This window comes from Variovorax sp. Varisp85 (assembly GCF_047304045.1).
Lineage (GTDB): Bacteria > Pseudomonadota > Gammaproteobacteria > Burkholderiales > Burkholderiaceae_C > Variovorax.
Genome location: NZ_JBGLYN010000091.1, coordinates 1 through 26,003, shown reverse-complemented (window position 1 = coordinate 26,003; position 26,003 = coordinate 1). Strand labels below are relative to the sequence as shown.

Sequence of the window (26,003 nt, the reverse complement as noted above, 5' to 3'; positions counted from 1 at the left end):
CTCCCCGCAGCGAAATAAAGGAGGAGGCGAAGCCGGGGGACATTCGCGGAGGGGAGTACCCGGTGGCCTGTGCACGCACCCCGAATGACGCATCACGCCTTCCCAAAGGATGAGACGCAGGCCGTCTACCGCGCCATCCACGAACGCCGCGACATGCGCCACTTCGCAGGCGGGCAGGTCGAGCCCGAAGTGCTGCGCCGGCTGCTCGATGCGGCACACCACGCGCCCAGCGTCGGCTTCATGCAGCCCTGGCGTTTCATTCGCATTCGCGGCGAAGCGCTGCGGCAGGAATTGCACCGCGTCGTCGAACAGGAACGCGTGCTTACGGCCCGTGCCCTGGGCGAGCGTGAAGACGAATTCATGCGCCTCAAGGTGCAGGGCCTGCTCGACGCCGCCGAACTGCTGGCGGTGACGCTGGCCGACGGCCGCGAGAAGCATGTGTTCGGCCGCCGCACGCTGCCGCAGATGGACCTGGCTTCGGCCTCGTGCGCCATCCAGAACCTCTGGCTCGCGGCGCGTGCCGAGGGGCTGGGCATGGGCTGGGTGTCGCTGTTCGATCCGGCCGAGGTGTCGGTGCTGCTCGGCCTGCCCGAAGGCGCCGAGCCCATTGCGCTGCTGTGCCTGGGCCCCGTGCACGGCTTCTACGAAGAGCCGATGCTGCAGCGCGAACGCTGGGCGAAGCGCGAGCCGCTCGCTTCGCTGGTGTTCGACGAAGGCTGGGGCCGGCCTTCGGACCTTTTCGATCAACCGCCTGCCGTGGAGCCTATCTGATGCTGGCTTTCGATACCGTTCTCTTCGAGCTTGCGCGCCTGTTCCTCTGGCCGGTGACGCTGGGCGTGCTGCTGTCTTTCGTCTATGCCGTGTACTGCCTCGGCGCGTTCGGCATCGAGTATCTGCAGCGGCTTCGCGACCCGTCGCGCGCGCTGGTGCTGCAGCGCCACGCGCAGGCCAGCCAGGAGCAGATGGAGCTGGTCGTGCTCAAGCAGCTCGAAGGCGTGCGCCTGTGCAGCCGCGTGGCGCCGATGCTGGGGCTGATCGCCACCATGATCCCGATGGGCCCCGCGCTCGTGGCCGTGGCCTCGGGCGAGTCGCAGGGCGTGGCGCAGAGCCTGGCGCCCGCGTTCGCGAGCGTGATCGTGGCGCTGGCCTCGGCCTCGATCGCCTTCGTGGTCTACACCGTGCGCCGCCGCTGGCTCATGCGCGAGCTGGTGACGGTGCTCGACGCGCGGGACCGGCTGTCATGAGCAGTCGTCGCCAGTTTTCCATACTGAGCAGCCTGGACAGCGACGACGACGACCCGGTGCTCTCGACCATCAACCTGATCGACGTGTTCATGGTGGTGATCGGCATGCTGATGATCGCGGTCATCAACAACCCGATGAACCCTTTCGCGCAGGACAAGGTGACGATCATCCGCAACGAAGGCCAGCCGAACATGGAGATCGTCACGCGCGAGGGCCGCAAGATCACGCGCTTCAAGGCCAGCGGCGCGACGGGGCAGGGCGACGGCGAGAAGGCCGGCACGGCATGGCGACTGAAGGACGGCACGATGGTTTATGTGCCGGCCGATGCGGTGCCGGCGCAGGACGGGAAGTGACGCGATTCCTCTTCTGGTTGTTGATGGTGGGGCTGGGCGTCTTTTCGCCGGCCCAGGCGCAGCAGGCTCCTTCCCGCGTCGTGGTGCTGAGCACGTCGCTGGTGTCCCCGGCGCGCGTGGTGCGGTTGCAGGCCGCGGCGCGCGAGGCGGGGCTGCCGCTGCAGGTGGTGTCGGCGTCGCAAGATTCGCGCGGGACGCTGGCCGCTGCGCTCGAAGGCGCGCGTTTGCTCGTCGTCGATGCGCCGCACATCAGCGTCGCGCAGGCGGCGGCGGCACGCTTCGGCGACACGATTGCGCAGAGCGCCGCGCCGTATGTGCTGATCGGCGAGTTCGCGCTGGTGGCCAAGGGGCAGACCTCCGCCGCCGCGCCGCTGCTGGCCGAACGCGGTGTCGAAGCGGCGTGGGCGCAGCGGGTGCGCGAGTACTGGCGCTTTGCCGGTACCGCCAACCTCGACGCGGCAATGAAGGCACTGGCGCAGCCCGGCAATCTCGCTGGCCTGCCCGATGCCGTGCCGCTGCCGCTGGCCGGCCTCTATCACCCGGCCTGGCCCCGTATCGAAACCGAGATCGCCGCCATCGAACGGCTGCCCGGCAGCGGCACGGTCGCCATCGCCGTCAACAGCGCCACCGTGACGGGCGACGACACCGGCTGGCTCGACGCGCTGATCGCCTCGCTCGAACGGCGTGGCATGCGCGCCTATGCCTTCTACGGCCCGCGCCAGCAGAAAGACCTGTTCTTCCGCATGACGCACGCCGGTGAACGGCGCGTGGCCGATGCGATCGTCAATGCCTCGCTGGTGTTCAGCCCCAACGAGCGCAAGGCCGAGCTCGAGCGCATCGGCGTGCCGGTCCTGCAGACGTTGCCCTCGCTGGCGATGGATGCCGCGCAATGGGCGCAGAGCAAAGACGGCCTCTCGCAAACCGACATCGCTGCGTACTACAGCCCGAGCGAGCTGGCAGGCATGACCGACCCGATGCTCGTCAGCGCCCGCGATGCCGCGGCCGGCACGCTGCAGCCGCTGCCCGCGCAGATCGACGCCGTGGCCGACAAGGCCGCCGTGCTGCTGCGCCTGCAGCGCACGCCGGCTGCGGACCGCCGCGTGGCGATGCTGGTCTACAACTATCCGCCGGGCGAGGCGAACTTCGGCGCGTCCTTTCTCAACGTGCCGCGCAGCGTGAGCAACATGCTCGCGGCAATGAAGTCGGCCGGCTACCGCACCGAGCAGCCGGGCGCCGACGCGCTGATCGCGCAGGTGCAGGCCGCGATGAAGGCCTACTACCCGACGGGGCAGGGTGACGAACTGCAGCCGCTGCTCGACAGGAACCTTGCCGACGCGATGCCGCTGTCGCGCTACCTCGCCTGGTTTCGCGCGCTGCCCGTGGAGACGCAGCGCCGCATCGAAACCTACTGGGGCCCGCCCGAAAAATCGACTATGCTGCGCCCCGTTGCCGGCGAGCCGGCCTTCGTGATTCCACGCGTCCAGTTCGGCAACGTCGTCGTGCTGCGCCAGCCGCCGCGCTTCGAGCCCGGCACGCAGGTGGCGGGCAAGGCCGAGCAGGTCTACCACCGCTCGGCCGTGCCGCTGAGCCACAGCTACCTCGCCACCTACCTCTGGCTGCGCACGCAGTTCGGCGCCGGCGCCGTGGTGCACGTGGGCACGCACGGCACGCTCGAATGGTCGGCGGGCAAGGAGCGCGGGCTGTCGGTGCAGGACGATCCGCTGCTCGCGCTGGGCGATCTGCCGAACGTCTATCCGTTCATCATGGACAACCTCGGCGAAGCCACCACCGCCAAGCGCCGCGGCCGCGCGACGATGGTGAGCCATTCGACACCGATGTTCGCGCCCGCCGGCTTCCGGCCCGGCGTGCAGGAAATGCACGAGCGTATGCACGACTGGGAAACGCTGTCGCCCGGCCCTGTGAAGACCGCGATGGAAAAGCAGCTGGCGGCCGAGTTCGTCGAACAGCACTACGACCGCGACCTCGGCTGGACGCCCGCGCGCATTCGCGCGGACTTCCCGGGCTTCGTCGCCGTGCTGCATCCGTACCTCGACGAACTCGCGCAGACCGCGCAGCCGTTGGGCCTCGCGACCTTCGGTCAGGCGCCCGATGCGCAGCGCCGCCGCATGACCATCCTGCAGATTCTCGGCAAGCCGCTGGTCGAGGCGCTCGGCGAAGACATCGACGAGGCCTTCCTGATCGATGCGAAGCGCATTGCCGATTCGCGCCCCACGCGCTGGGTCGAGCTTGCGCTTGTCGATGCGCAGACTGCGAGCGCCATGGGAAAGACCGTCGCCGGGAAGCAAAGTCTTCTGCTGCTGGCCGAACGCGCGCAGAAGCTCGACGCCGTGCTCGCGCACAACGAAGAAATCGAAGGCCTGCTGACCGCGCTCGATGGGCGCTACCTGAGATCGAGCTACGGCGGCGACCCGGTGCGCAATCCGGACAGCCTGCCGACCGGCCGCAACCTCTACGGCTTCGACCCGAGCCGCATGCCGACACGCGCGGCGTGGGAGACGGGCGTGGCCGCCATGGACGCGTGGATCGCCGAACACGCGAAGTCCCATGCCGGCAAGCCGCCGGAAAAGATCGCCTTCACGCTCTGGGCCGGCGAGGCCTCGCGCCACCAGGGCGTGCTGGAAAGCCAGGCCTTCTACGCCATGGGCGTGAAGCCGCGCTGGGACGAGGGCGGGCGCATGGCGGGCATCGAGGTGATTCCCGCGCCGGTGCTGAAGCGGCCGCGCATCGATGTGCTGATCAGTGTCACCGGCTCCTACCGCGACCAGTTTGCCAACGCGATGCGTTGGCTCGATGAGGCCGTGCAGCAGGTGGCGGCCCTGCACGAATCGAGCAACGCCGTGGCGCAGCACAGCGAGGCACTGGCACGCAAGCTCCGCGCGGAAGGCGCGACAGCACAAGAGGCGCAGCGCTGGTCGACGGCGCGCGTGTTCTCGAACGAGCAGGGCAGCTACGGCGCCGGGCTGGAGGAAGCCGCGCTTGCGAGCGACGTGTGGGCGAGCCAGCAACGCGGCGGCGGCGACGCGCAGATGGCGCAGCTCTACATGGACCGCATGGGCCACGCCTACGGCAAGGGCCTCGACGGCGCCGCGCGGCCTGGCGCCTATGCGGGCAATCTCATGCAGGTCGACGCGGCGTTGATGGCGCGCAGTTCCAACCTCTACGGCGTGCTGACCAACGACGATCCGTTCCAGTACCTCGGCGGCATCGCGCAGGCGGTGCGCCAGCTCACCGGCAAGGACCCGGCCCTGTACGTGCAGAACCTGCGCGACAGCGGCGCGGTGCGCACCGACACGGCCGCAGGCGCCATCGCGCGCGAGATGCAGACCCGCTACCTGCACCCGCAATGGGTCGAGGCGCAGAAGGCCGAGGGCTACAGCGGCACGCTGCAGGTGCTGAAGACCGCGCAGTTCCTCTGGGGCTGGCAGGTCACGGCGCCGCAGGCCGTGCGGCAGGACCAGTGGCAGTCGCTGCACGACGTGTACGTGCGCGACAGATACAAGCTGGGCACGCGCGAATGGCTGGAAGGCGACAACCGTGCAGCCTTCGCGCAGACGCTGGAGCGCATGCTCGATGCGGTGCGGCTGAATTACTGGAAGCCGGATGCGGCCACACGGCGCGAGCTGGCGCGGGCCTATGAGGAGGCGGTGCGCACGACCGGGCTGCGCGAGCGCAATGCGGGTGTGCAGCGGTTCGCGCAGGCGGAGCTGTCGCCGCCTGCGGCTTCGCACAAGCCGAGCGCGCCGGTCGAGCCCGTGGTCGTGGCTGCACCAGCGTCGGCGCCGGTGCAAACACCGGCGACTGGGCCTGCACCCGATAGTCCCCAGCCCGTCAGCGGCCTCAAGCTCGAACCCACGCCCGCCGACGCGCCATCGCCCAAGGCCGAGACAGTCGTCCTTCGGCTCTGGGTCGCGTTGGGCGCTGCACTGCTTGTCGCACTCGGCGCGCTGATGCAGTGGCGCCGGGGCAGGGCGCCTGCCTGATTCGCGAGAATGGCGGCTCTCATGCCCTATCTGAATCCCGAGCACGCCATCGTGGCCACCGCCGCGCTGTGGCTCGCGCTGGCCATCGACCATTGGCTGGGCGAGCCGCCTGCACGCCTGCATCCCGTCGTGTGGATGGGGCGCTACCTCGGCTGGGTCGGTTCGAGCGTTGCACCGCATGCGTACCAGGCGAAGCCGGTGGATCTGCCGATGTTCTTCATCGGCGCGCTGACATGGTGCGTGGGTGCGGCGGCCGTGTGGGGTGTCGCCATGGCCATGCAGGCATTCATCGCGCTGTCGCTGCCCGCGTGGGCCGGCGCGTTGCTGCTCGGCCTGCTGCTCAAGCCGCTTTTCGCCTGGCGCATGCTGCGCGACGAAGTGCTCGCGGTCCAGGCGGCGTTGAGCGTGTCGATCGATGCCGGACGCAAGCAACTGGCGCGACTGGTGAGCCGCGATGTCTCCCGGCTCAGTGAGCGCGAAGTGCGCGAAAGCGCCATCGAATCGCTCGCCGAAAACCTCAACGACTCGCTCGTGGCCCCGGTGTTCTGGTTCGTGCTGCTCGGCCTCCCGGGCGCGGCGCTCTACCGTTTCGCCAACACGGCCGATGCGATGTGGGGCTACCGCGGCGAGCGCAACGGCCGCGACTGGACATGGTTCGGCAGATGGGCCGCGCGCGCGGACGATCTGCTCTCGTGGATTCCGGCGCGCATCACCGTGGGGCTGCTGGCGCTGGCGGCGTGGCGCTGGCCCACGGGGCTGTCCGGCGAGGCGCGACGCACGCCGTCGCCCAACAGCGGCTGGCCGATGGCGACGATGGCGCTGCTGCTCGGTGTGCGGCTGGCCAAGCCGGGCGTGTATGCGCTGAATGCCGAGGGGCGTGCGCCTTCGGCGGCGGATATGCAACGCACTGCGCAACTGGGCGGACGCGCCGCCGCAGCGCTGGGCGTGTTCGCGTCGCTGGCCATCGCGGCAACGACCGGCTGGAGGTGGGTATGAGCGCGGTCCTGCACGGCGGCCCCGATGCATCCGGTGCCGCGCCGCACGACTTCTCGACCAATGGCAATGCCGTGGGCGCGTGCCCGGCCGTGTTGTCCGCGTTGCGCGTCGTCGACGCCGCTCGCTATCCGGACCCGCAGTACACGGCACTTCGAAGCAGGCTTGCGGCCTTTCATGGTGTAAAGGCCGCACGCATAGTCATCGCGGCGAGCGCGAGCGAGTTCATTCATCGCATCAGCGCCGCTGTCGCACAAGGCGGTGGTCGTTGCGTCTGGCTGCCGGCGCACAGCTATGGCGACTATGAGCGTGCGGCGCAGGCCTGGGTTTTGCAAACGATTCGTGCACCTCAGGCGTACAGCGACGCCGCGCTGCGCTGGTGCTGTGAACCGTCGAGCCCGCTGGGGCAGCCGCAAGCCGATCTGCCGCAGCTGGCTGCGAGCCCGGGTGGCGCATGTGTGCTCGACCTGGCCTATGAGCCGTTGCGCCTCGAAGGCCAGGCTTCGCTCGACGCCACTCAGCGCGACCGCCTCTGGCAGCTGTGGACACCGAACAAGGCCATGGGCCTGACAGGCATCCGCGCCGCCTACGCCGTCGCCCCTGAAGACGCCGATGCGAGCCTCGTGCAACGCATCGAACGGCTAGCCCCTTCATGGCCGCTGGGCGCGCACGGCGTGGCGATGCTTGAGGCCTGGACCGGCGACGAAGCGCAACGCTGGCTGGCCCAAAGCCTGCAGACCCTGAGGGACTGGAAAAACCGACAACGCGCGGTCTGCGAATCGCTCGGCTGGCAATGCCTCCCGAGCGACGCCAACTTCTTCTGCGCGCGTACCGACCGTCCGTACCCAGACGTGGCCGCCGCGCTGCGCACCGAAGGCATCAAACTGCGCGACTGCACCTCCTTCGGCCTTCCCGGCCACGTGCGCCTCGGCGTATTGCCCCCGGCCAGCCAGCAGGCGCTGAAGCAGGCCTGGACAAACACGTCCTGACCACATACACCCGCGAGAAAAAATGCTCTACGCCATCACCACGCTCTTTATCTGCCAACTGGCCGGCGAACTGCTCGTGCAGTGGCTCGGCCTGCCCATCCCCGGCCCGCTGATCGGCATGGTGCTGCTGTTCGCCGGCCTGCTGGTGCGACGCGGCGTGCCACAGGTCCTGGCCGACACCTCGGGCCACCTGCTGCGCAACCTGATGCTGTTGTTCATCCCGGCCGTGACCGGCGTCATGCTGCATTTCGAGCGCGTGGGGCGCGAGTGGCTGCCCTTCCTTGCGGCGGGCATCGCCGGTGCGGCATTCACCATGACGGTCACCGCGCTCACGTTCCGCTGGATGATCCGCGTCACAGGCAAGGACGCCGAATGACAGCGCCCGCGAAGCTCTCCGAGATCTGGGTCTTCCTCGCGCAGTCGCCGCTGCTGTGGCTTTCGCTCACGCTGCTGGCCTATCTTGGCGCACTGTGGCTGCACACCCGCAGCGGACGCAATCCGGTGGTCAACCCGGTGCTGGTCTCGGTGATCGTCATCGTCGGCGTGCTGCTGCTCACGCGCACGCCCTACGACACGTATTTCGAAGGCGCGAAGTTTGTGCACTTCCTGATCGGCCCCGCCACCGTGGCACTGGCTGTGCCGCTCTACAGCCAGGTCGGACGGCTGCGGCGGTTGTGGCTGCCCATCGGCGTGGCGTTGTTCGTGGGCTCGGTCGCGGCCATCGTGTCGGCCATCGGCATCGCGTGGGTGCTGGGCGGATCGCACGAGCTGATGATGTCGCTCGCGCCCAAGTCGGCCACCATGCCCATCGCCATGGGCGTGGCCGAGAAGATCGGCGGGCTGCCCTCGCTGGCGGCGGTGGCCGCGGCCATTGCCGGCATCTCGGGCGCGATCATGGCGACGGGGCTGCTGAACCTGCTGCGCATCAAGGAGCCCGCGGTTCGCGGGTTCGCGGTCGGCCTTGCCGCGCATGGCATCGGCACGGCGCGGGCGATCCAGGTGAACGAGACGGCGGGCGCATTCTCCGCGCTGGCCATGGGGCTCAACGGCATCGCGACCGCACTGCTGGTGCCGCTCGTCGTCAAGCTGATGGGAGTGTGAAGGTGCCGTTGTACCGATCCCGTCCCGTCACCGATCCCCGGCCGATGGAGCTCGTCTGGCCCGCGAGGCCTTACCTGGCCGGCTACGTCTCGGCGTTGAACAGGGGCTGGTCGCGCGACGAGACGCGGCCCGAATCGGGCGCGGAGGAACGCGCCGCGATCGAGTCCGACCCCGCCCTGTTCCTCGCGAGCCTGGTCGACCGCGAGGCCAGGGGCGCGCCCATCACCATGCCGGACGGCACGCAGGTGCCGCGCCTGCCGGGCTACAAGTGCTGGATGTGGGACGGCGAGTTTTGCGGCAGCATCGACCTGCGCTGGCAGCCCGGCACCGACGCCTTGCCGATCTACTGCCTGGGCCACATCGGCTACAACGTGGTGCCGTGGAAGCAGCGCAGGGGCTACGCCACGCGCGCACTCGGCGCCATGCTGACGCTGGCCGCGCGCGAGGGGCTGAGCCGCGTCGAGATCACGACCAGCCCGGACAACTTCGCGTCGCAGAAGGTGATCACGGCCCATGGCGGCATGCTGGCCGAGACCTTCGTCACGTTGCCCAGCCAGGGCAGCCTCACCAAGTACCGCTACTTCATCCATCTCTGAAATCTTTCGAGCAAGGAGCACGACCCATGGCCCAGTACACCGCGGAAATCCTTTGGGAGCGGGGCGATCAGGACTTTCTCGGCAACACCTACAGCCGCAGGCATGTGCTGCGCTTCGACGGCGGGGCGGAAGTGGCGGCCTCGTCGTCCCCGCACGTGGTGCCGCTGCCGATGTCGGATGCATCGGCGGTCGATCCGGAGGAGATGTTCGTCGCCTCGCTTTCCAACTGCCACATGCTGTGGTTTCTCACGATGGCCGTGAAGCGCAGGTTCATCGTCGACCGCTACTTCGACGCGGCCACTGGCGTGATGGAGAAGAACGCCGACGGCAAGATGGCGATGACAGTGGTCACGCTGCGACCGGAGGTGGCGTTCTCGGGCGAGAACATTCCTACGCGCGAGCAGATCGAGCAGATGCACCACCGGGCGCATGAAGAATGCTTCATTGCCAACTCGGTGAAGACCGAGGTGCGCTGCGAGCCGGTGTAGTCCGATTCAGCGGCGCTGCAGCCGCGGATTCTTGGCAAACAGCTCCGCCGCCCAATCCACGAACGCGCGCACCTTCGCGCTCAGGTGGCGGTTGGGCGGGTACACCACGTGGATCGGCAACGGGTCGCGATGCCAATCGGGCAGCAGCTCGATCAGCTCGCCGCTTTCCAGCAGCGGCTCGGCCATGAAGGTGATGCACTGCGAGATGCCGAAGCCGCCCAGCACCGCGGTGATGTGCGCGTTGCTCTCGTTCACCGACACGCGGTAGGGCCCGTTCAGCTCGATCTGTTCGTCGCCCTTCCTGAACTCGTGCGGGTAAACGCGCCGCGTGGTGCCCGAGAAGTAGCTCACCACGTGGTGGCGCTTCTCGATGTCGCTCGGGTGCTGCGGCATGCCGTAGCGCTTCACGTACGCCGGCGATGCCACGGTGACGAAGTGCAGCGTGCCGATGCGCCGCGCCACCAGCGACTGGTCGTTGAGCTCGCCGGCGCGGATCACGCAGTCGACGTTGTCGCTGATCAGGTCGACGGTGCGGTCGCTCACCCCCAGGTCGACCTGGATATCAGGATAGCGGTCGCAGAAGCTGGCCAGCGCAGGCAGGATGATCTGCCTTGCCACCGAGGTGCCGACGTCGATGCGCAGCCGCCCCGTGGGGTTGGCCTGCGCATTCGTCATGCTGGCTTCCATGTCGTCGAAGTCGTTGAGAAGGCGCGCGGCTCGCTCGAAGTAGGCCGCGCCGTCGGGTGTGACCGTGACGCGCCGCGTGGTGCGGTTGAGCAGCTTCACGCGCAGGCGCGATTCGAGCGCCTGGATCTGTTTGGTGACCGTGCCTTTGGGCAGGGCGAGAGAGTCCGCCGCACGGGTGAATGTGCCGGCTTCCACGACGCGGACGAAGATCCGCATGGCCTGGATTTGATCCATTGAATGCCTGTTCTGGGTACCCGGCCCACACCGGGGGAGGCGGATTCTCACACAAGCAGCCAAACCCTTGGCGGGTGGCCCCGATTGTTATCGGTTTGGAAACAGAGTAGGGCCGGCTTGCCTGTTTCAACGCTGCGCCGGGCGACTTATATTTCAACCATCGCCCAATTCCCTGAGGTCGCCCATGTCACCCGTTCCATCGTCCCGCTCTGCCGAAGCCGCCGCCCGTGCGGCGGTACAGGGCGTGGAAGCCGATCTGTCGATCGAGCTGCCCGGCCGCGAACCGGTCGGTGCCCGTGTGTACGGCCAGCGTGCCAAGGGTGAAGTCGCACCGCTGGTGCTGCATTTCCATGGCGGCACCTTTGTGTGCGGCGATCTCGACAACGGCCGCAACGTGGCTCGGCTCCTGGCCGGCGCGGGGGCGGTGGTGGTGTCGGTGGCCTATCCGCTGGCGCCCCAATCGCCGTTCCCGGAGCCGATCGAGGTGGGCTATGCCGCCCTCGAATGGCTCTACAAGCAGCGCACCAAGCTCGGCGGCAAAGGCGCGCAGGTGTACCTGGCCGGCGAGGAAGCCGGCGGCAACCTGGCGGCCGCGGTGGCGCTGATCGCCCGCGACCGGGCGCATCCGCCGGTTGCCGGCCAGATCCTGCTGTCGCCCATGCTCGACCCCTGCGCCGGCACCGCCTCGTTGCGCAAGGCCACCAGCGATGCGGCCGAATGCCGCTGGGCCAGCGGCTGGGAGAAGTACCTGAGCTGCCCCTCGAACGCCACCCATCCCTATGCGGTGCCTAGCGGTTCGCTGCGGCTGTCGGCCCTGGCGCCTGCGCTGGTGCTGGTGGGCCAGGACGACGCCATGCGCGACGAGGCGCTGACCTTCGCCGGCCGCCTGCGTGCCGCCGGCATCGAGGTCACGAGCAGCGTGCTGCCCAGTGCCTCCAACTGGCCCAAGGCACTCTACGACACCGAGAACACGGGTTGCGTGGCCTGTGAGGCCACGGTGCAGCAGCACTTCCGCGAGTTTTTCAGCGCGACCACGCCACCGGGTGCGGCGCCGAACCACCCCAGCTAGTTCCCGGCCGATCCCGGCTGCCTGATCGACACGCCGCCAGCGCGGCAGCGTGCGAGGGCCTTGTTTTTTCTGAATTCCGCCGCCTGGTGCCAAAAGCGCCGGGGTGGCCTGTTGCATCCCTGAAGTCATCGAGAAGGACGAACCATCATGTCGAACAACGAGAAAAAGCTGTCTTCCGTCGCCCGCAAGGGCCTGTGGCCCGCCGTGACCGGCATTACCGCATTGCTGGCCGTGGCGGCCGCCGTGTTGGGCATGCACAGTTTCAAGGCCGAGGCCAACAACGCACCGGCGGCGCCGCAGGCCACGCCGGTGTCGGTGGCCACCGTGGCGTCGAGCGAGATCAACGCCTGGGACGAGTTCTCGGGCCGGCTCGAAGCCGTCCAGCGCGTCGATGTGCGCTCCCGCGTCGCGGGCGCCGTGCAGTCGGTGCACTTTCGCGAAGGCGCACTGGTGAAGCAGGGCGATCTGCTGATCACCATCGATCCCGCCCCGTACGCGGCCGAGGTCGAGCGCGCCGAAGCGCAGGTAGCCTCCGCGCAGGCCCGCCAGTCGTTCAGCCGCAGTGAGCAGGAGCGTGCCAAGCGTCTGTGGGACGACAAGGCCATTGCCCAGCGCGAGTACGACGAGCGTGTGAATGCCGGCAGCGAAGCCAATGCCAACCTGCGCGCCGCCCAGGCCCAACTGCAGACCGCGCGCCTGAGCCTGGGCTACACCCAGGTGCGCGCGCCGGTGTCGGGCCGCATCGGCAAGCTCGAAGTGACGGTGGGCAACCTCGTCGCCGCGGGCCCCGGTGCGCCGGTGCTGACCACGCTGGTGTCGGTGAGCCCGATCTACGCGAGCTTCGACGCCGACGAGCAGGTCATCACGCGAGCCCTGAAAGACCTGCCGAGCGGCTCCAGCGCCCGAGGCCAGATCGAGAGCATTCCCGTGCAGATGGGCACCGCCGGCCTCGACGGCACGCCCTTCACCGGCAAGCTGCAGCTGATCGACAACCAGGTCGATGCCAAGAGCGGCACGGTGCGCGTGCGTGCTTCGTTCGACAACAAGGACGGCGCGCTCATCCCCGGCCAGTTCGCCCGCATCCGCATGGGACAGGCCCGCAACGACACCGCGCTTCTCGTGAGCGAACGCGCCATCGGCACTGACCAGAACAAGAAGTTCGTGATGGTCGTGGGCGAAGACAACAAGGCGGTCTACCGCGAAGTCACGCTCGGTGCGTCGATCAACGGGCTGCGTGTCGTGAGCAAGGGTCTGAAGGCCGGCGACAAGGTCGTGGTCAACGGCCTGCAGCACATCCGCCCGGGTGCGCTGGTGGCGCCGAAGCAAGTGACCATGGACGCCAAGGCCGACCCCAAGCAACAACAACCGGAACGTGTCGCGGAAGCGGCCAAATCTTGAACCACCCCCAGGCTTGCTCACTTCGTGTAGCCGCCAACCCCCTCGCGGGGGCAACACCAGCGGCCCGGCAAAGCCGGTTCCGCGGTGTTCCTGAAATGGGAGCCACTTGGATGCCGCGTGCCTGCATGCGGCGTGGACCGCGCACGACGCGGTGGAGTAAACGAACATGAATCTCTCAAAATTCTTCATCGACCGGCCGATCTTTGCCGGCGTGCTGTCGCTATTGATGCTGATAGCCGGCCTGATCGCGCTGCGCGGGCTGCCGATCTCGGAGTACCCGGAAGTCGCGCCGCCTTCGGTGGTGGTGCGCGCCCAGTACCCCGGCGCCAACCCGAAGGTGATTGCTGAAACGGTGGCCACGCCGCTCGAAGAGCAGATCAACGGCGTCGAAGGCATGCTCTACATGGGCAGCCAGGCAACGACCGACGGCGTGCTGACGCTCACCGTGACGTTCCGCCTCGGCACCGATCCCGACAAGGCACAGCAGCTCGTGCAGAACCGCGTCTCGCAAGCCGAGCCGCGTCTGCCCGAGGAAGTGCGCCGGCTTGGCATCACGACCGTCAAGAGCGCGCCCGACCTGACGATGGTGGTCCACCTCGTCTCGCCGAACAATCGCTACGACATCAACTACCTGCGCAACTACGCGGTGCTGAACGTGAAGGACCCGCTGGCGCGCATCGAAGGCGTGGGCCAGGTGCAGATCTTCGGCGGCGGCGACTACTCCATGCGCGTGTGGCTCGACCCGCAGAAGGTCGCGCAGCGCGGCCTCTCGGCGAGCGACGTGGTGGCTGCCATCCGTGGCCAGAACGTGCAGGCCGCGGCCGGCGTGGTCGGCGCATCGCCGGGCCTGTCGGGCGTGGACATGCAGCTGTCGATCAATGCGCAAGGTCGCCTGCAGAGCGAGGAAGAGTTCGGCGACATCATCGTCAAGAGCGGCACCGACGGCGCCGTCACGCGTCTTCGCGACATCGGCCGCCTCGAGATGGGCGCCGCCGACTACTCGCTGCGCTCGCTGCTGAACAACGACCCGGCCGTCGGCATGGGTGTGTTCCAGGCGCCGGGCTCCAATGCGCTCGACATCTCGTCCAACGTGCGCAAGACGATGGCCGAGCTCAACAAAAACATGCCCGAGGGCCTGGAATACCGCATCGCCTACGACCCGACGCAGTTCGTGCGCGCGTCCATCGAATCGGTGATCCACACGCTGCTCGAAGCCATCATGCTGGTGGTGCTGGTCGTGATCCTGTTCCTGCAGACGTGGCGCGCGTCGATCATTCCGCTGCTGGCCGTGCCGGTGTCGGTGATCGGCACCTTCGCGGTGCTGCACGTCCTCGGCTTTTCGATCAACGCGCTGAGCCTGTTCGGGCTGGTGCTGGCCATCGGCATCGTGGTGGACGACGCCATCGTGGTGGTGGAGAACGTCGAGCGGAACATCGAGGCGGGGCTCACGCCGCGCGAGGCGACCTATCGCGCGATGCGCGAAGTGTCCGGGCCCATCATCGCGATTGCGCTGGTGCTGGTGGCCGTGTTCGTTCCGCTGGCTTTCATCAGCGGCCTCACGGGCCAGTTCTACCGCCAGTTCGCGGTGACGATTGCGATCTCGACGGTGATCTCGGCGATCAACTCGCTGACGCTGTCGCCCGCGCTCGCTGCACTGCTGCTGCGCGGCCATGACGCTCCCAAGGACGCGCTGACGCGCGGCATGGACAAGGCCTTCGGTTGGCTGTTCCGCGGCTTCAACAAGCTGTTCCATCGCGGCTCCGAGGCCTACAGCGGCGGCGTGAAGAACGTGATCTCGCGCAAGGCGCTGATGCTCGCGATCTACGTCGCGCTCATCGCCGTGACCTTCGGCCTCTTCAAGGCGGTGCCCGGCGGCTTCGTGCCGGCGCAGGACAAGCAGTACCTGATCGGCTTCGCTCAGCTGCCCGACGGCGCCACGCTCGACCGCACCGACGAAGTGATCCAGCGCATGGGCGAGATCATGAAGAAGAACCCGAACGTGGAGGACGCCATCGCCTTCCCGGGCCTGTCGATCAACGGCTTCACCAACAGCTCCAACTCGGGCATCGTGTTCGCCACGCTCAAGCCCTTCGACCAGCGCAAGCGCGCCGACCAGAGCGGCGGCGCGGTGGCGGGCCAGTTGAACGGCGCCTTCTCGAGCATCCAGGACGCCTTCATCGTGATGTTCCCGCCGCCGCCGGTGGCGGGCCTGGGCACCACGGGCGGCTTCAAGCTGCAGCTGGAAGACCGCGGCTCGGTGGGCTACGACCAGATGGACGCGGCAGTGAAGGCCTTCATGGCCAAGGCTTACCAGGCGCCCGAACTGGCCGGCATGTTCACGAGCTGGCAGGTCAACGTGCCGCAGCTGTACGCCGACATCGACCGCACCAAGGCCCGCCAGCTCGGCGTGCCCGTGACGGACATCTTCGACACCATGCAGATCTACCTTGGCAGCCTGTATGCGAACGACTTCAACAAGTTCGGCCGCACGTACTCCGTGCGCGTCCAGGCCGATGCGCCTTACCGCGCCCGTGCCGAAGACGTGGGCCTGCTGAAGGTGCGCTCGACCTCGGGCGAGATGGTGCCGCTGGCCGCGCTGATGAAGGTGAATTCGACCTTCGGCCCGGAACGCGCCATGCGCTACAACGGCTACCTCGCCGCCGACATCACCGGCGGCCCGGCGCCGGGCTACTCCTCGGGCCAGGCGCAGGACGCGATCACCAAGATCGCGGCCGAGACGCTGCCCAAGGGCGTGAGCTTCGAGTGGACCGAGCTGACCTACCAGGAAATCCTGGCCGGCAACTCCGCCTTCCTGGTGTTCCCGCTGGCGATCCTGCTGGTGTTCCTGGTGCTGGCTGCGCAGTACGAAAGCCTGACGCTGCCGATCGCGATCATCCTGATCGTGCCCATGGGCATCATGGCCGCGATGACCGGCGTATGGATATCGGGGGGTGACAACAACGTCTTCACGCAGATCGGGTTGATCGTGCTGGTGGGGCTGAGTGCGAAGAACGCGATTCTTATCGTGGAGTTCGCCCGGGAGCTCGAATTTGCCGGCCGCACACCGATACAGGCCGCCATCGAAGCCAGCCGCCTGCGCCTGCGCCCGATTCTCATGACTTCGCTGGCCTTCGTGATGGGCGTGCTGCCCCTCGTGCTGTCCACCGGCGCGGGTTCGGAGATGCGCAAGGCCATGGGCGTGGCGGTGTTCGCCGGGATGATCGGCGTGACGGCCTTCGGCCTGTTCCTGACGCCTGTGTTCTACGTGCTGCTGCGCCGCCTCGCGGGCAACCGGCCACTCAAGCTGCATGGCGAAGTGCCGCATGGCGACGACTTCGTGTCGGCCGGGCATCCGGCTTCGCATGGCGGCGCCGGTGGTGGCAGCCTTCATCCGGTGCCCGCATCGCCGCGTTCTTCGCATGACGACTGATCGAGAAAGCGCATCATGAAATTTTCAGTACAACCTCTGGTGAAGCCGCTTCGTACCGCGTTGCTGCCGCTGATGGCAGCCCTGGTGCTCGCCGGCTGTGCCACCGCGCCCTCGGGCCTGCCCGAGATCACGACCACCGCCCAGTTCAAGGAGCAGGGCAAGGACCAGGCGGTGACGCCGCCCGCCGGCTTCACGCGGGCCGCGCCCTCCGAGGCGCAACCGCGCGGCGACTGGTGGCTGGCGTTCAACGATCCGGCGCTCAACGCACTGATCGAGAAGGCCGACGTCAACAACACCAACATCCAGGCCGCGGCCGCTCGGCTGGCCGAGGCTCGCGCGCTGGCGCGCAGCGCCAACGCCGACCGCCTGCCGCAGATCGGCCTGGGCGCTGGCGCCAACCGCGGCGCGGGCCTGGACAAGGCCACGGCCAGCACCCGGCCAGCCACGATGACGAACATCGGCGCCACGTTCTCGTACGAGGTCGACCTGTTCGGCCGCCTCTCGGGCGCGAGCAACGCGGCCAAGCTCGATGCGGCCGGCCGCGAGGCGCTGCTGCAAAGCACGCGCCTCGCCGTGCAGGCCGAAGTGGCGCAGACCTACCTGCAGTTGCGCGCGCTCGATGCCGAGCGCGCCCTGGTGCGCGAGCAGGTCGAGGCGTATCGCGACACGCTGCGCCTGTCGCAGCGCCGCGAGCAGGCCGGCGACATCGCCGAGCTCGACGTGGCGCGCGTGCAGACCGAGGTGTCGTCCACCGAGTCGGATGCGCTCGCGCTCGACCGCCAGCGCGCCCAGGTGGAGCATGCGCTCGCGGTGCTGGTGGGCGATTCGGCTTCCAGCTTCGGCTTGCGCGTCGACGAGTGGGCGACGGCGCTCCCGTCCATTCCGCCGGGTGTGCCCGCCACGGTGCTCACCCGCCGCCCCGACGTGTCGGCTGCGCAGAGCGCTGTGCTGGCCGCGCAGGCCCGCGTGGGCGTGGCGCAGGCCGCGTGGTTCCCGGACATCTCGCTGACCGGCGCCGCCGGCTATGCCTCGCCCGAGATCGGCGACCTCTTCAAGTGGTCGGCGCGCTCGTGGGGCGTGGGCGCGCTGCTGTCGCTGCCGATCTTCGACGGCGGCCGCCGCGAGGCCGGCGTGCAGGGCGCCAATGCCCAGCTCGACGGTGCGCTCGCGAGCTACCGCACGCAGGTGCTGGTGGCGTTTCAGGAAGTCGAAGACCAACTGGCCGCCATCCGCATCCTGCAGGAGCAGTCGGTCGTGCAGGCACAGGCCGTGACCTCGGCCCAGCGCGCCACCAGCCTGTCGGACACGCGCTATCGCAACGGCTACGTCAGCCAGCTCGACCTGCTGGACGCGCGCCGCAGCGAATTGCGCAACCGCCGGCAGGCACTGCAGGTGAAGTCGGCACAGTACCAGGCGGCGGTGGGGCTGATCCGCGCCATCGGCGGCGGCTGGGAAGCGCCGGCGCCGGTCGCGGTTGTCCCGGCACGGACGGCCGTGGCCGTGCGCTGAATCGCGATCAAGGATTGAAATTGAAAGCCTGAGCGCCGCAAGGCGGTCTTGCGCCGCCGTGGGTTCAGTCGGTTTTCTTGCCGGCTGGATTCGCGGCGGCGCTTATTTTTTGCAGTTCCACCGCGCCCACGGCCAGGGCGTTTGAATAGCTGGCCTGCGGCCTCGACGCTGTCCGGTAGACCCGGTAGTCGAAGGTTTCGGAGACGGCGTCGCCATGGTGGGCTTCGAGCAGGATCCAGAAGAACTGGCCCGGCTCGCGTTCCTCGACGGTTAGCGCCAAATCATTCAAGGCTGGCATGGGTTCCCGGGTGCAATGCGGTGTGGTGGCATCTGGTGTACGCAAAAAATGCTACTGTTTGATGCACCGGATGTATTTGCAATGCCCGGCGATGTGAAAGATGTCGCATTTCGTCGCTTCCATTTGGCCTTTCCCGGACCGGTGTGGCGCTCAACGACAATTCGCCGATGAGTTCAAAGGCGAAAAGCGGGCCGGCGCGTTGCGTCATGGTCCTGGGCACCACCAGCGGCGCCGGCAAGAGCTGGCTGGCCACGGCGCTGTGCCGCTGGTATGCGCGGCAGGGCCTGAAGGTGGCGCCTTTCAAGGCGCAGAACATGAGCAACAACGCCCGCGTGGTCGACGGCGGCGAGATCGGCAGCGCCCAATATTTCCAGGCCCTGGCCGCCAATGCCGTGCCCGGGGTGCGCATGAACCCGCTGCTGCTCAAGCCCGAGCGCGACACCCACAGCCAGGTGGTGCTGATGGGGCAGGTGAATGACGAACTCTCGGCCTTGCCCTGGCGCGGCCGCAGCGAGCGCGTCTGGCCGCAGATCGCGCAGGCGCTCGACGAACTGCGCGCCGGAAACGACGTGGTGGTGATCGAAGGCGCGGGTTCGCCGGCCGAGATCAACCTGATGGACAGCGACATCGTCAACATGCGCATCGCCCGGCACGCGCAGGCGCGCTGCCTGCTCACGACCGACATCGACCGCGGAGGCGCCTTTGCCCATCTGTACGGCACCTGGGCGCTGCTGCCCGAGGCCGACCGCGCGCTGCTGCGCGGCTTCGTGCTCAACAAGTTCCGCGGCGATGCCTCGCTGCTCGCGCCTGCGCCGCAGCAACTGCAGGAACTGACCGGCGTGCCCACCGTGGCCACGCTGCCGATGTGGTGGCAGCACGGCTTGCCCGAGGAGGACGGCGTATTCGATGACCGCAGCCGTGCGAGCGGCACCGTGACGCGCACGGTCGCGGTCGTGGCATACCCGCGCATCAGCAACCTCGACGAATTCCAGGCGCTGAAGAACGTGCCCGGCGTGCGGCTGGTCTGGGCCCGTACGCCGGCCGACGTGGCCGGCGCCGACTGGATCGTGCTGCCCGGCTCCAAGCACACCAGCGGCGACCTGGCCTGGCTGCGCGCCCAGGGGCTGGACAGCGCCGTGGCCGCGCATGCCGAACGCGGCGGCGCGGTGCTGGGCATCTGCGGCGGACTGCAGATGCTTGGAGAGGCGCTGGTCGATCCGCACGGCATCGACGGCAATGCGCCGGGACTGGGCCTGCTGCCGCTGGTGACGGTGTTCGCGCGCGAGAAGACGGTGCGGCATCGCACCGGGACCTTCGGCGAGCTGAGCGGTGTCTGGGCTGCGCTGTCGGACGTGCCCGTCGCCGGCTACGAGATCCACCATGGCCAGACCGCCGCACACCCGCAGATGGCGCAGGACGGCCAGGCCGTGATGCCCGACGGACTGGCCTGGCAGAACGCGCGTGGCAACGTGCTCGGCATCTATCTTCACGGCCTGTTCGAGGATCCGCGCGCGCTGCACGCGCTGTTCGGTGCCTCCGTGCCCACGCTCGACGCCACCTTCGACGGCCTGGCCGACTTCATCGATACCCACTTCGACGCCGGCGTGCTCGCCGGACTGATTGCATGACCGAAACCATTCCCACCATTTCCGACATCACCGACACCGCGCTCGCCGCCCGCCTGCAGAGCGCGCTCGACAACAAGACCAAGCCGCTCGGCGCGCTGGGCCGGCTCGAGGCGCTGGCGCTGCGCATCGGCACCATCCTCGGCACCGAAAGCCCGGAGCTCGAAGCCCCGCAGATACTGGTCTGCGCGGGCGACCACGGATTGGCGGCGCGCGGCGTCTCGGCGTACCCGAGCGACGTGACCTGGCAGATGGTCGAGAACTTCCTCGCCGGCGGCGCGGCCGTGAGCGTGCTGGCGCGCCAGCACGGGCTGGCACTGACGGTGGTCGACTGCGGCGTGCGGCGCGACTTCCAGGCGCGCCCGGGGCTGGTGTCGCGCCGGATCGCCGAAGGTACGGCAGACGCTTCGCAGGGCCCGGCCATGACGGCCGCGCAGTGCGCCCAGGCCATCGCCAACGGGCGCGAGGTGGTGCGCGTGCTGCCGGGCAATGCGTTGCTGCTCGGCGAGATGGGCATCGGCAACAGTTCGTCTGCCGCGCTGCTGCTCTCGCGGCTGGGCGGGTTGGACATCGACGCCTGCACCGGCGCCGGCACCGGCCTCGATGCGGCCGGGCTGGTGCGCAAGCGCGATGTGCTGCGGCAGGTGCTGGCGCTGCACGCGGGCGCGACCGCGCCTCTGGACGCGCTGGCCGCCTTCGGTGGCTTCGAGGTGGCTACGCTGGTCGGCGCGGTGCTGCAGGCGGCCGAGGAGCGGCGCGTGATCGTGGTAGACGGCTTCATCGCCAGCGCAGCGGTGCTGGTGGCGCAGGCGCTGCAGCCGCACGTGGTGCAGCGCTGCGTGGCCGCGCATTGCTCGGCCGAACCCGGCCACGTGCTGCTGCTGGAGCGGCTGGGGCTGGAGCCGCTGCTCAAGCTCGAACTGCGCCTGGGCGAAGGCTCGGGCGGGGCGCTGGCCTGGCCGCTGCTCGAATCGGCCTGCCGCATCCTGCGCGAGATGGCGAGCTTCGAGTCGGCCGGCGTGTCGCGCAAGGACAGCTGAAGAGGATGAACGGCGTTCGCCATTTCCTGCTCGCGCTGCAGTTCTTCACGCGCGTGCCGGTGACGGGGCCGCTGGCTGCGTGGGTCGGCTTCAGTCCGCAGATGCTGCGTTCGAGCGCGGCGCATCTGCCCGGCATCGGATGGCTGGCAGGTGGCGTGGCGGCGCTGGTGTTCGCGGGTGTGGGCATGGGGCTGCCGGGTGTCGCCGGTGCGCTGGCTGCTGCCGTGCTGAGCACCACCGCCACCGTGATGCTGACCGGCGCCTTCCATGAAGACGGTCTGGCCGACGTGGCCGATGGCCTGGGCGGTTCGGCCGACCGCGACCGGGCGCTGGAGATCATGAAGGACTCGCGCATCGGCGCCTTCGGTGCGCTGGCGCTGGTGCTGGCGCTGGGCCTGAAATGCGCGCTGCTCGCAATGCTGGCCGGGCACGGCCTGCAGGCGGTTGTTGTCGCCATCGTCGGCGCGCATGTGCTGTCGCGGCTGATGCCGCTGTTCCTGATCCGGTGGTTGCCCTATGTGGGCGACAGCGGGGCGAGCAAGGCGAAGCCGCTGGCGGATGCGATCAGCGGTGGTGCGTTGCTGATCGCGGTGGTGTGGGCGCTGCCGGCGGTGGCACTGCTGCTGTATGCACACGACGTGGCGCACGTCTTGGCGGCCTTGCTTGCGGCCGTTGTTGCCGCAGGCCGGATGGCGCGTCTTTTCATGCGCCGGCTGCAGGGCTTCACCGGCGACGGCCTTGGCGCCACCCAGCAGGTCTGCGAGCTGGCGATCTACCTTGCACTGGCGTGGCGCGCATGAGCGACGCCGCCCGAAGGACGCTCTGGCTCCAGCGCCATGCGCCCGTGGTGGCCGAGCCCGGGCTGTGCTACGGCGCCACGGACCTCGAAGCCCATGCGGACGCCACGCTCGCTGCTGCGCAGCGCATCGCGCCTTTGCTTCCTGCGGCCATCAGCGTGCGCAGTTCGCCGCTGCGGCGATGTGCCGGGCTGGCCGATGCCATCGCCGCGTTGCGCCCCGATCTTCGGGTGCGGCACGACGCACGGCTGGCCGAGATGAACTTCGGCGCCTGGGAAGGGCGGCCGTGGTCTGCCATCGCACGCGAGGAATTCGACGCCTGGACCGGCAATTTCGCCGATGCGCCTGCCGGCGGCCATGGCGAAAGCGTGCGCGCATTCATGCAGCGCGTGGCCGCCGCACATGACGAATGGCTTGTGGACGAGGGCGATGCGCTGTGGATCACGCACGCCGGCGTGCTGCGGGCGGTAACGTTGCTGCAGCGCGGCACCCGCTGCCCGGGAGTCGCCGCCGACTGGCCTGATGGGGAACTGCCCTTCGGCGGTTGGCTGACTTTCGACAATTAGCTGCCGTCGGCCAGTGCCGATTGCGGCTCAGTTCTTCTGCCGCCACTGTTCGCGCCAGAGCCGCTCCAGCTGCGGCGCAAGTGCAGCCGGCGGCGTGCCCAGGAAGCGGTTGCTGCCGTTGCGCTGCACCAGGCCGTAGAGGCGGCCGGAGCCCTGGTCGTAGAGCGCGATCGCGTTGTTGTCGTAGCAGTCGTGCGGCTTGCAGAAGGCCTGCAGGAGGTAGCGCGTTCCCTCGACCGTCACCCATTGCGGCTCGGGCGCCGGACCTTCGCGGCGCACCAGCCAGCGGTCGTTCTCGCGCGTGCCCAAGGCGGCGCGCCAGGCCTTCTCCATGGCCGGGCCCCGCGCCAGCGCCGCCGGGCTGCCCGTGGGCGGGGGAGGCGCCTTGACGGCGGGCTCGACGGGCGGGGCCACGGCCCGCACCGCGCCGTTGCAGCGCCAGTAGCGCAGCTTCATCATGTCGGGGCCGAGTTGGCCGGCGACCGGCTTGTCGGCGTCGAGCGCGATGTACTGGCCGCGCGCTTCGCGGTAGACGAGGAAGGTCATTGCGCCGGACTTGCCCGGGCTGCTCATCAGCGCCACGTCGAAGCCTGCCGGCGGCGGGCGGTTGCCGAAGAAGCTGTGGGCGGTCTGCGGTTCGTTGCCGGTCACGCGGCGCTTGCCGCTTTCGGCGATCAGCATGTCCTGGCGCACCTGCAGCGTCGGTGCGGCCGCGTTGGCGCAGTTCGTCGACCAGCGGCCGCCGTAGATCGCCATGGCCTCGGGCGGCAGGCCGCCGCCCTGCTGCGACCATGCCGCGGCCGGAAGGAGGGCGGCGAGCAGCGTGGCGGCCAGCAGCGCCGGGGAGTCGTTCTTTCGTGTCGTCATTCGTCGTCGGTTTCAGGCCGTCTTCGGCATCGGTGTCTTTGGCTTGTAGGCGCAGAAAACGGCCACCGCGCACTCCCAGCAGCGCGGCTTGCGCGCCACGCAGATGTAGCGGCCATGCAGGATGAGCCAGTGGTGCGCATGCAGCCGGTATTCCGGTGGGACGCGCTTCTCGAGTTTGAGTTCCACCTCCAGCGGCGTCTTGCCGGGCGCAAGCCCGGTGCGGTTGCCGACGCGGAAGATGTGCGTGTCGACCGCCATGGTCGGCTCGCCGAAGGCCACGTTGAGCACCACGTTCGCGGTCTTGCGGCCGACGCCCGGCAGCGCCTCCAGCTCGGCGCGGGTGCGCGGCACCTCGCCGCCGTGCAGCTCCACCAGCATGCGGCAGGCCTCGATCAGGTGCTTCGCCTTGCTGCGGTACAGGCCGATGGTCTTGATGTACTCCTCCAGCCCCTCGACACCCAGATCGAGAATGGCCTGCGGCGTATTCGCCACCGGATACAGCTTGCGCGTAGCCTTGTTCACGCCCACGTCGGTGGCCTGCGCCGACAGCAGCACGGCGGCCAGCAGCTCGAAGGGGGTTGTGTATTCGAGTTCAGTCTCGGGCTCGGGGTTGGCCGCCTGCAGGGTGGCGAAGAAGAGGGGGATGTCGTTTTTTTTCATGGGGCTTCGTGGGGGGCGGCACGCGCAATATATCGTTGAAAGGCGATAGCCTTACGCAGCTTTATTGCCTGCCGCTTTCGCGACAATGGCACCCCAGAAAGTGAGACCGACCATGCAATTCGCCTCCCGCCTCGACAACGTCGAGACCTCCGCCATCCGCGAACTCTTCAAGCTGCTGGGCAAGCCCGGGATCATCAGCTTTGCGGGTGGCTTTCCCGACAGCGCCATGTTCGACGTCGAGGGCCTCAAGGAGGCGAGCCAGAAGGCGCTCTCCGAAGAACCCGGCGCTGCGCTGCAGTACGGCGCCACCGAAGGCTACGAGCCGCTGCGCAGCCAGCTCAGCGCCTTCATGAAGACCAAGGGCGTCGAGGTCGACCCCAGCGGCCTGATTGTCACCACCGGCAGCCAGCAGGCGCTCGACCTGCTGGGCAAGACCATGATCTCGCCCGGTGACAAGGTGATCGTCGAGGGCCCGACCTTCCTGGCCACCATCCAGTGCTTCCGCCTGTACGGCGCGCAGCTCATCAGCGCGCCCATCGACGCCAACGGCGTGAAGACCGACGAGCTCGAGAAGCTCATCGCCGAGCACAAGCCCAAGTTCGTCTACCTGATCCCGACCTTCGGCAACCCCAGCGGCGCGATGCTGACGCTGGAGCGCCGCAAGAAGGTGCTCGAGCTGGCCGTGAAGTACCAGACGCTGATCGTCGAGGACGACCCCTATGGCGACCTCTATTTCGGCGAAGCACCTCCGCCCTCCATCCTGGCCCTGAGCAAAGACGTGCCGGGCAGCCGCGAGTTGCTGGCGCACTGCGGCAGCCTGAGCAAGGTGTTGAGCCCGGGCCTGCGCATCGGCTGGATGATCGCGCCGCCCGAGCTGCTGTCCAAGGCGACGATGTGCAAGCAGTTCAGCGACGCGCACACGAGCACGTTCTCGCAGGCCACGGCTGCGCAATACCTCAAGAGCGGCCGCATGCCGGCCACGCTGGCGCACGTGCGCGAGGTCTACGGCCAGCGTGCGCAGGCCATGGGCGCGGCGCTCAAGCGCGAGCTGGGCGATGCAGTGAGCTTCACCCAGCCCAACGGCGGCTTGTTCTTCTGGGCGCGCCTCACCGGCGCCAATGGCAAGCTGGCCGATGCGAACGAACTGGCGAAGCGAGCGATCGAGAAGCTCGTGGCCTTCGTGCCCGGCGCGCCGTTCTTCGCGGAGAAGCCCGATGTGGCCACGCTGCGACTGAGCTTTGCGACGGCCGACGTGGCGAAGATCGAAGAGGGTGTGAAGCGCCTCGGTCAGGCGCTGTAGTCGATCCGATCAGGGGGACCGGTGCAGCCGGGGCGCTGCAAGCAGGTCCAGGTTGTCTGAAATGGCCGCATCCACGTTCGGATAGCGGCCTTTCATTTTCGACAACGTCATGATGGTCTGCAGCGCCTTCAGGTCCTTGACCGATGGCGCGACCTTGATCTGCGCGATGGCTGCGGCGGGGTTGCCACCGTTGATCAATGCCATCACCTTGCTTGCCCAGTCGTTTGCGCGCGCCATGTCTTCACCTGCTTTCGTTCGAAGCGCCGACTGTACACAGCGCCGCGCCGATCACCGCCGGAACCGTCACGCTGTGCCTGCAAATCCTCCGAAGAAAGCGCGTGCGTTGGCTTCCAGGCTGTCGAGGTGATAGCCGCCTTCCTGGACGATCAGCGTAGGCAGCCCCAGCGCGCCTACGGCCTTGCCGAGACGGCCGAAACCCTCGGTCGTCACCGCGACCTGCGACTGGGGGTCGTCCTTGTAGATGTCGAACCCGAGGGCCAGGACCAGCGCGTCCGGCGCGAATCGTTGCAGCACGCCCGCCGCATCGCCGACGCGCTCGAAGAAGGCCGCTTCCGTCGCCCCGTGCGGCATCGGGAAATTGACGTTGTAGCCATCGCCGTGGGCCGGGTCGGCCCCCCGCGCGGGGGCCGCGGCCGGCGGGGTTTAATTGGGTGGGGGGGCCGGGGGGGCGACCCCGCCAACCGTTGGGGGGGGGTGGGGGGGGGGGGGGGCGGGGTTTTTAACGGCGCCCGGGCCCC

General features: G+C 68.6%; 24 protein-coding genes and 1 pseudogene. 19 read left to right on the top strand and 6 right to left on the bottom strand.

Translation table 11 applies throughout. From position 1 onward, the window contains the following. Positions 1-84 precede the first annotated feature (84 nt). Genes bluB through ACCC97_RS26230 form a run of 10 tightly spaced genes read left to right on the top strand, consistent with a single transcriptional unit; the run spans position 85 to position 9,765 of the window. Positions 85-771, top strand: coding sequence for a 5,6-dimethylbenzimidazole synthase (gene bluB / locus ACCC97_RS26275; RefSeq protein ID WP_007837081.1), 687 nt, complete (start codon positions 85-87; stop codon positions 769-771). Next, a complete protein-coding gene (locus tag ACCC97_RS26270; protein ID WP_413313887.1) occupies positions 771-1,244 on the top strand; it encodes a MotA/TolQ/ExbB proton channel family protein in 474 nt (157 codons plus the stop codon). The genes bluB and ACCC97_RS26270 overlap by 1 nt, the downstream gene beginning before the upstream one ends. Beyond that, the gene (locus ACCC97_RS26265) at positions 1,241-1,597 is read left to right on the top strand and encodes a DUF2149 domain-containing protein (protein ID WP_007837075.1); all 357 of its coding nucleotides are present in this window, start codon (positions 1,241-1,243) and stop codon (positions 1,595-1,597) included. Before ACCC97_RS26270 ends, ACCC97_RS26265 begins: the two co-directional genes overlap by 4 nt. After that, positions 1,594-5,598, top strand: a complete 4,005-nt coding sequence (cobN, locus tag ACCC97_RS26260) for a cobaltochelatase subunit CobN (RefSeq protein WP_413335901.1) — start codon at positions 1,594-1,596, stop codon at positions 5,596-5,598. Before ACCC97_RS26265 ends, cobN begins: the two co-directional genes overlap by 4 nt. A gap of 21 nt (positions 5,599-5,619) precedes the next feature. Then, positions 5,620-6,594, top strand: coding sequence for an adenosylcobinamide-phosphate synthase CbiB (gene cbiB / locus ACCC97_RS26255; protein ID WP_413335899.1), 975 nt, complete (start codon positions 5,620-5,622; stop codon positions 6,592-6,594). Then, positions 6,591-7,580 (top strand): aminotransferase class I/II-fold pyridoxal phosphate-dependent enzyme, encoded by a 990-nt coding sequence (locus tag ACCC97_RS26250; protein ID WP_007837061.1) that lies wholly within the window; start codon positions 6,591-6,593, stop codon positions 7,578-7,580. Before cbiB ends, ACCC97_RS26250 begins: the two co-directional genes overlap by 4 nt. 22 nt (positions 7,581-7,602) lie before the next feature. Continuing rightward, positions 7,603-7,956 (top strand): CidA/LrgA family protein, encoded by a 354-nt coding sequence (locus ACCC97_RS26245; RefSeq protein ID WP_007837058.1) that lies wholly within the window; start codon positions 7,603-7,605, stop codon positions 7,954-7,956. Further along, the gene (locus tag ACCC97_RS26240) at positions 7,953-8,681 is read left to right on the top strand and encodes an LrgB family protein (RefSeq protein ID WP_413335895.1); all 729 of its coding nucleotides are present in this window, start codon (positions 7,953-7,955) and stop codon (positions 8,679-8,681) included. The genes ACCC97_RS26245 and ACCC97_RS26240 overlap by 4 nt, the downstream gene beginning before the upstream one ends. 44 nt (positions 8,682-8,725) lie before the next feature. Then, on the top strand, positions 8,726-9,277 hold the full coding sequence (locus tag ACCC97_RS26235; protein ID WP_007837056.1) for a GNAT family N-acetyltransferase: 552 nt from the start codon (positions 8,726-8,728) through the stop codon (positions 9,275-9,277). Between the two features lie 26 nt (positions 9,278-9,303). Next, positions 9,304-9,765 carry an OsmC family protein gene (locus tag ACCC97_RS26230; protein ID WP_007837055.1) on the top strand — a complete coding sequence of 154 codons (462 nt, stop codon included), beginning with the start codon at positions 9,304-9,306 and terminating at the stop codon, positions 9,763-9,765. Positions 9,766-9,771: 6 nt separating this feature from the next. Here ACCC97_RS26230 and ACCC97_RS26225 read toward each other — a convergent pair whose 3' ends face one another. Next, positions 9,772-10,686 carry a LysR family transcriptional regulator gene (locus ACCC97_RS26225; RefSeq protein ID WP_413313895.1) on the bottom strand — a complete coding sequence of 305 codons (915 nt, stop codon included), beginning with the start codon at positions 10,684-10,686 and terminating at the stop codon, positions 9,772-9,774. Between the two features lie 184 nt (positions 10,687-10,870). Between ACCC97_RS26225 and ACCC97_RS26220 the strand changes: the two genes are divergently transcribed. From ACCC97_RS26220 to ACCC97_RS26205, 4 genes are all read left to right on the top strand, one after another. Further along, positions 10,871-11,755, top strand: a complete 885-nt coding sequence (locus ACCC97_RS26220; RefSeq protein WP_007837053.1) for an alpha/beta hydrolase — start codon at positions 10,871-10,873, stop codon at positions 11,753-11,755. Positions 11,756-11,902: 147 nt separating this feature from the next. Further along, on the top strand, positions 11,903-13,153 hold the full coding sequence (locus ACCC97_RS26215; protein ID WP_007837049.1) for an efflux RND transporter periplasmic adaptor subunit: 1,251 nt from the start codon (positions 11,903-11,905) through the stop codon (positions 13,151-13,153). A gap of 166 nt (positions 13,154-13,319) precedes the next feature. Continuing rightward, complete coding sequence (locus ACCC97_RS26210) at positions 13,320-16,583, top strand: efflux RND transporter permease subunit (protein WP_413335892.1); 3,264 nt, start codon at positions 13,320-13,322, stop codon at positions 16,581-16,583. 15 nt (positions 16,584-16,598) lie between these two features. Continuing rightward, positions 16,599-18,092, top strand: coding sequence for an efflux transporter outer membrane subunit (locus ACCC97_RS26205; RefSeq protein ID WP_413335891.1), 1,494 nt, complete (start codon positions 16,599-16,601; stop codon positions 18,090-18,092). Positions 18,093-18,156: 64 nt separating this feature from the next. Here ACCC97_RS26205 and ACCC97_RS26200 read toward each other — a convergent pair whose 3' ends face one another. After that, entirely contained in the window at positions 18,157-18,390 is a 234-nt protein-coding gene (locus tag ACCC97_RS26200; protein WP_007837044.1) for a hypothetical protein, read from the bottom strand. A 167-nt stretch (positions 18,391-18,557) separates the two neighbouring features. Here ACCC97_RS26200 and ACCC97_RS26195 point away from each other — a divergent pair, with 167 nt between their 5' ends. The 4 genes from ACCC97_RS26195 to ACCC97_RS26180 are packed head-to-tail and all read left to right on the top strand — an operon-like array spanning position 18,558 to position 22,418. Continuing rightward, the gene (locus ACCC97_RS26195) at positions 18,558-20,018 is read left to right on the top strand and encodes a cobyric acid synthase (protein ID WP_413335889.1); all 1,461 of its coding nucleotides are present in this window, start codon (positions 18,558-18,560) and stop codon (positions 20,016-20,018) included. Further along, complete coding sequence (gene cobT / locus ACCC97_RS26190) at positions 20,015-21,055, top strand: nicotinate-nucleotide--dimethylbenzimidazole phosphoribosyltransferase (protein WP_413335887.1); 1,041 nt, start codon at positions 20,015-20,017, stop codon at positions 21,053-21,055. Before ACCC97_RS26195 ends, cobT begins: the two co-directional genes overlap by 4 nt. 5 nt (positions 21,056-21,060) lie before the next feature. Then, on the top strand, positions 21,061-21,855 hold the full coding sequence (locus tag ACCC97_RS26185) for an adenosylcobinamide-GDP ribazoletransferase (protein ID WP_413335884.1): 795 nt from the start codon (positions 21,061-21,063) through the stop codon (positions 21,853-21,855). Then, positions 21,852-22,418 carry a histidine phosphatase family protein gene (locus ACCC97_RS26180; protein ID WP_007837040.1) on the top strand — a complete coding sequence of 189 codons (567 nt, stop codon included), beginning with the start codon at positions 21,852-21,854 and terminating at the stop codon, positions 22,416-22,418. Before ACCC97_RS26185 ends, ACCC97_RS26180 begins: the two co-directional genes overlap by 4 nt. A gap of 27 nt (positions 22,419-22,445) precedes the next feature. Here the strand turns inward: ACCC97_RS26180 and ACCC97_RS26175 are convergent, their stop codons facing one another. Then, positions 22,446-23,285 (bottom strand): Ivy family c-type lysozyme inhibitor, encoded by an 840-nt coding sequence (locus ACCC97_RS26175; RefSeq protein WP_007837039.1) that lies wholly within the window; start codon positions 23,283-23,285, stop codon positions 22,446-22,448. Positions 23,286-23,297: 12 nt separating this feature from the next. Continuing rightward, entirely contained in the window at positions 23,298-23,945 is a 648-nt protein-coding gene (gene nth / locus ACCC97_RS26170) for an endonuclease III (RefSeq protein ID WP_413313902.1), read from the bottom strand. A 112-nt stretch (positions 23,946-24,057) separates the two neighbouring features. Here nth and ACCC97_RS26165 point away from each other — a divergent pair, with 112 nt between their 5' ends. Further along, positions 24,058-25,245: a PLP-dependent aminotransferase family protein gene (locus tag ACCC97_RS26165; protein WP_413335882.1), complete on the top strand. Its 1,188-nt coding sequence runs from the start codon at positions 24,058-24,060 to the stop codon at positions 25,243-25,245. A gap of 9 nt (positions 25,246-25,254) precedes the next feature. On the opposite strand, the gene ACCC97_RS26160 is transcribed toward ACCC97_RS26165, so the two are convergent. After that, positions 25,255-25,482, bottom strand: coding sequence for a hypothetical protein (locus tag ACCC97_RS26160; RefSeq protein ID WP_007837035.1), 228 nt, complete (start codon positions 25,480-25,482; stop codon positions 25,255-25,257). 66 nt (positions 25,483-25,548) lie between these two features. Then, positions 25,549-25,863: pseudogene (locus ACCC97_RS26155) on the bottom strand (histone deacetylase family protein); the annotation flags it as partial. Positions 25,864-26,003 lie beyond the last annotated feature (140 nt).

Bases quoted from the DNA above. Each gene is read 5' to 3' on its own strand.
- bluB (WP_007837081.1), top strand. From the start codon at position 85: ATGACGCATCACGCCTTCCCAAAGGATGAGACGCAGGCCGTCTACCGC.
- ACCC97_RS26270 (WP_413313887.1), top strand. From the start codon at position 771: ATGCTGGCTTTCGATACCGTTCTCTTCGAGCTTGCGCGCCTGTTCCTC.
- ACCC97_RS26265 (WP_007837075.1), top strand. From the start codon at position 1,241: ATGAGCAGTCGTCGCCAGTTTTCCATACTGAGCAGCCTGGACAGCGAC.
- cbiB (WP_413335899.1), top strand. From the start codon at position 5,620: ATGCCCTATCTGAATCCCGAGCACGCCATCGTGGCCACCGCCGCGCTG.
- ACCC97_RS26250 (WP_007837061.1), top strand. From the start codon at position 6,591: ATGAGCGCGGTCCTGCACGGCGGCCCCGATGCATCCGGTGCCGCGCCG.
- ACCC97_RS26245 (WP_007837058.1), top strand. From the start codon at position 7,603: ATGCTCTACGCCATCACCACGCTCTTTATCTGCCAACTGGCCGGCGAA.
- ACCC97_RS26240 (WP_413335895.1), top strand. From the start codon at position 7,953: ATGACAGCGCCCGCGAAGCTCTCCGAGATCTGGGTCTTCCTCGCGCAG.
- ACCC97_RS26235 (WP_007837056.1), top strand. From the start codon at position 8,726: ATGGAGCTCGTCTGGCCCGCGAGGCCTTACCTGGCCGGCTACGTCTCG.
- ACCC97_RS26230 (WP_007837055.1), top strand. From the start codon at position 9,304: ATGGCCCAGTACACCGCGGAAATCCTTTGGGAGCGGGGCGATCAGGAC.
- ACCC97_RS26225 (WP_413313895.1), bottom strand. From the start codon at position 10,686: ATGGATCAAATCCAGGCCATGCGGATCTTCGTCCGCGTCGTGGAAGCC.
- ACCC97_RS26220 (WP_007837053.1), top strand. From the start codon at position 10,871: ATGTCACCCGTTCCATCGTCCCGCTCTGCCGAAGCCGCCGCCCGTGCG.
- ACCC97_RS26215 (WP_007837049.1), top strand. From the start codon at position 11,903: ATGTCGAACAACGAGAAAAAGCTGTCTTCCGTCGCCCGCAAGGGCCTG.
- ACCC97_RS26210 (WP_413335892.1), top strand. From the start codon at position 13,320: ATGAATCTCTCAAAATTCTTCATCGACCGGCCGATCTTTGCCGGCGTG.
- ACCC97_RS26205 (WP_413335891.1), top strand. From the start codon at position 16,599: ATGAAATTTTCAGTACAACCTCTGGTGAAGCCGCTTCGTACCGCGTTG.
- ACCC97_RS26200 (WP_007837044.1), bottom strand. From the start codon at position 18,390: ATGCCAGCCTTGAATGATTTGGCGCTAACCGTCGAGGAACGCGAGCCG.
- ACCC97_RS26195 (WP_413335889.1), top strand. From the start codon at position 18,558: ATGAGTTCAAAGGCGAAAAGCGGGCCGGCGCGTTGCGTCATGGTCCTG.
- cobT (WP_413335887.1), top strand. From the start codon at position 20,015: ATGACCGAAACCATTCCCACCATTTCCGACATCACCGACACCGCGCTC.
- ACCC97_RS26185 (WP_413335884.1), top strand. From the start codon at position 21,061: ATGAACGGCGTTCGCCATTTCCTGCTCGCGCTGCAGTTCTTCACGCGC.
- ACCC97_RS26180 (WP_007837040.1), top strand. From the start codon at position 21,852: ATGAGCGACGCCGCCCGAAGGACGCTCTGGCTCCAGCGCCATGCGCCC.
- ACCC97_RS26175 (WP_007837039.1), bottom strand. From the start codon at position 23,285: ATGACGACACGAAAGAACGACTCCCCGGCGCTGCTGGCCGCCACGCTG.
- nth (WP_413313902.1), bottom strand. From the start codon at position 23,945: ATGAAAAAAAACGACATCCCCCTCTTCTTCGCCACCCTGCAGGCGGCC.
- ACCC97_RS26165 (WP_413335882.1), top strand. From the start codon at position 24,058: ATGCAATTCGCCTCCCGCCTCGACAACGTCGAGACCTCCGCCATCCGC.
- ACCC97_RS26160 (WP_007837035.1), bottom strand. From the start codon at position 25,482: ATGGCGCGCGCAAACGACTGGGCAAGCAAGGTGATGGCATTGATCAAC.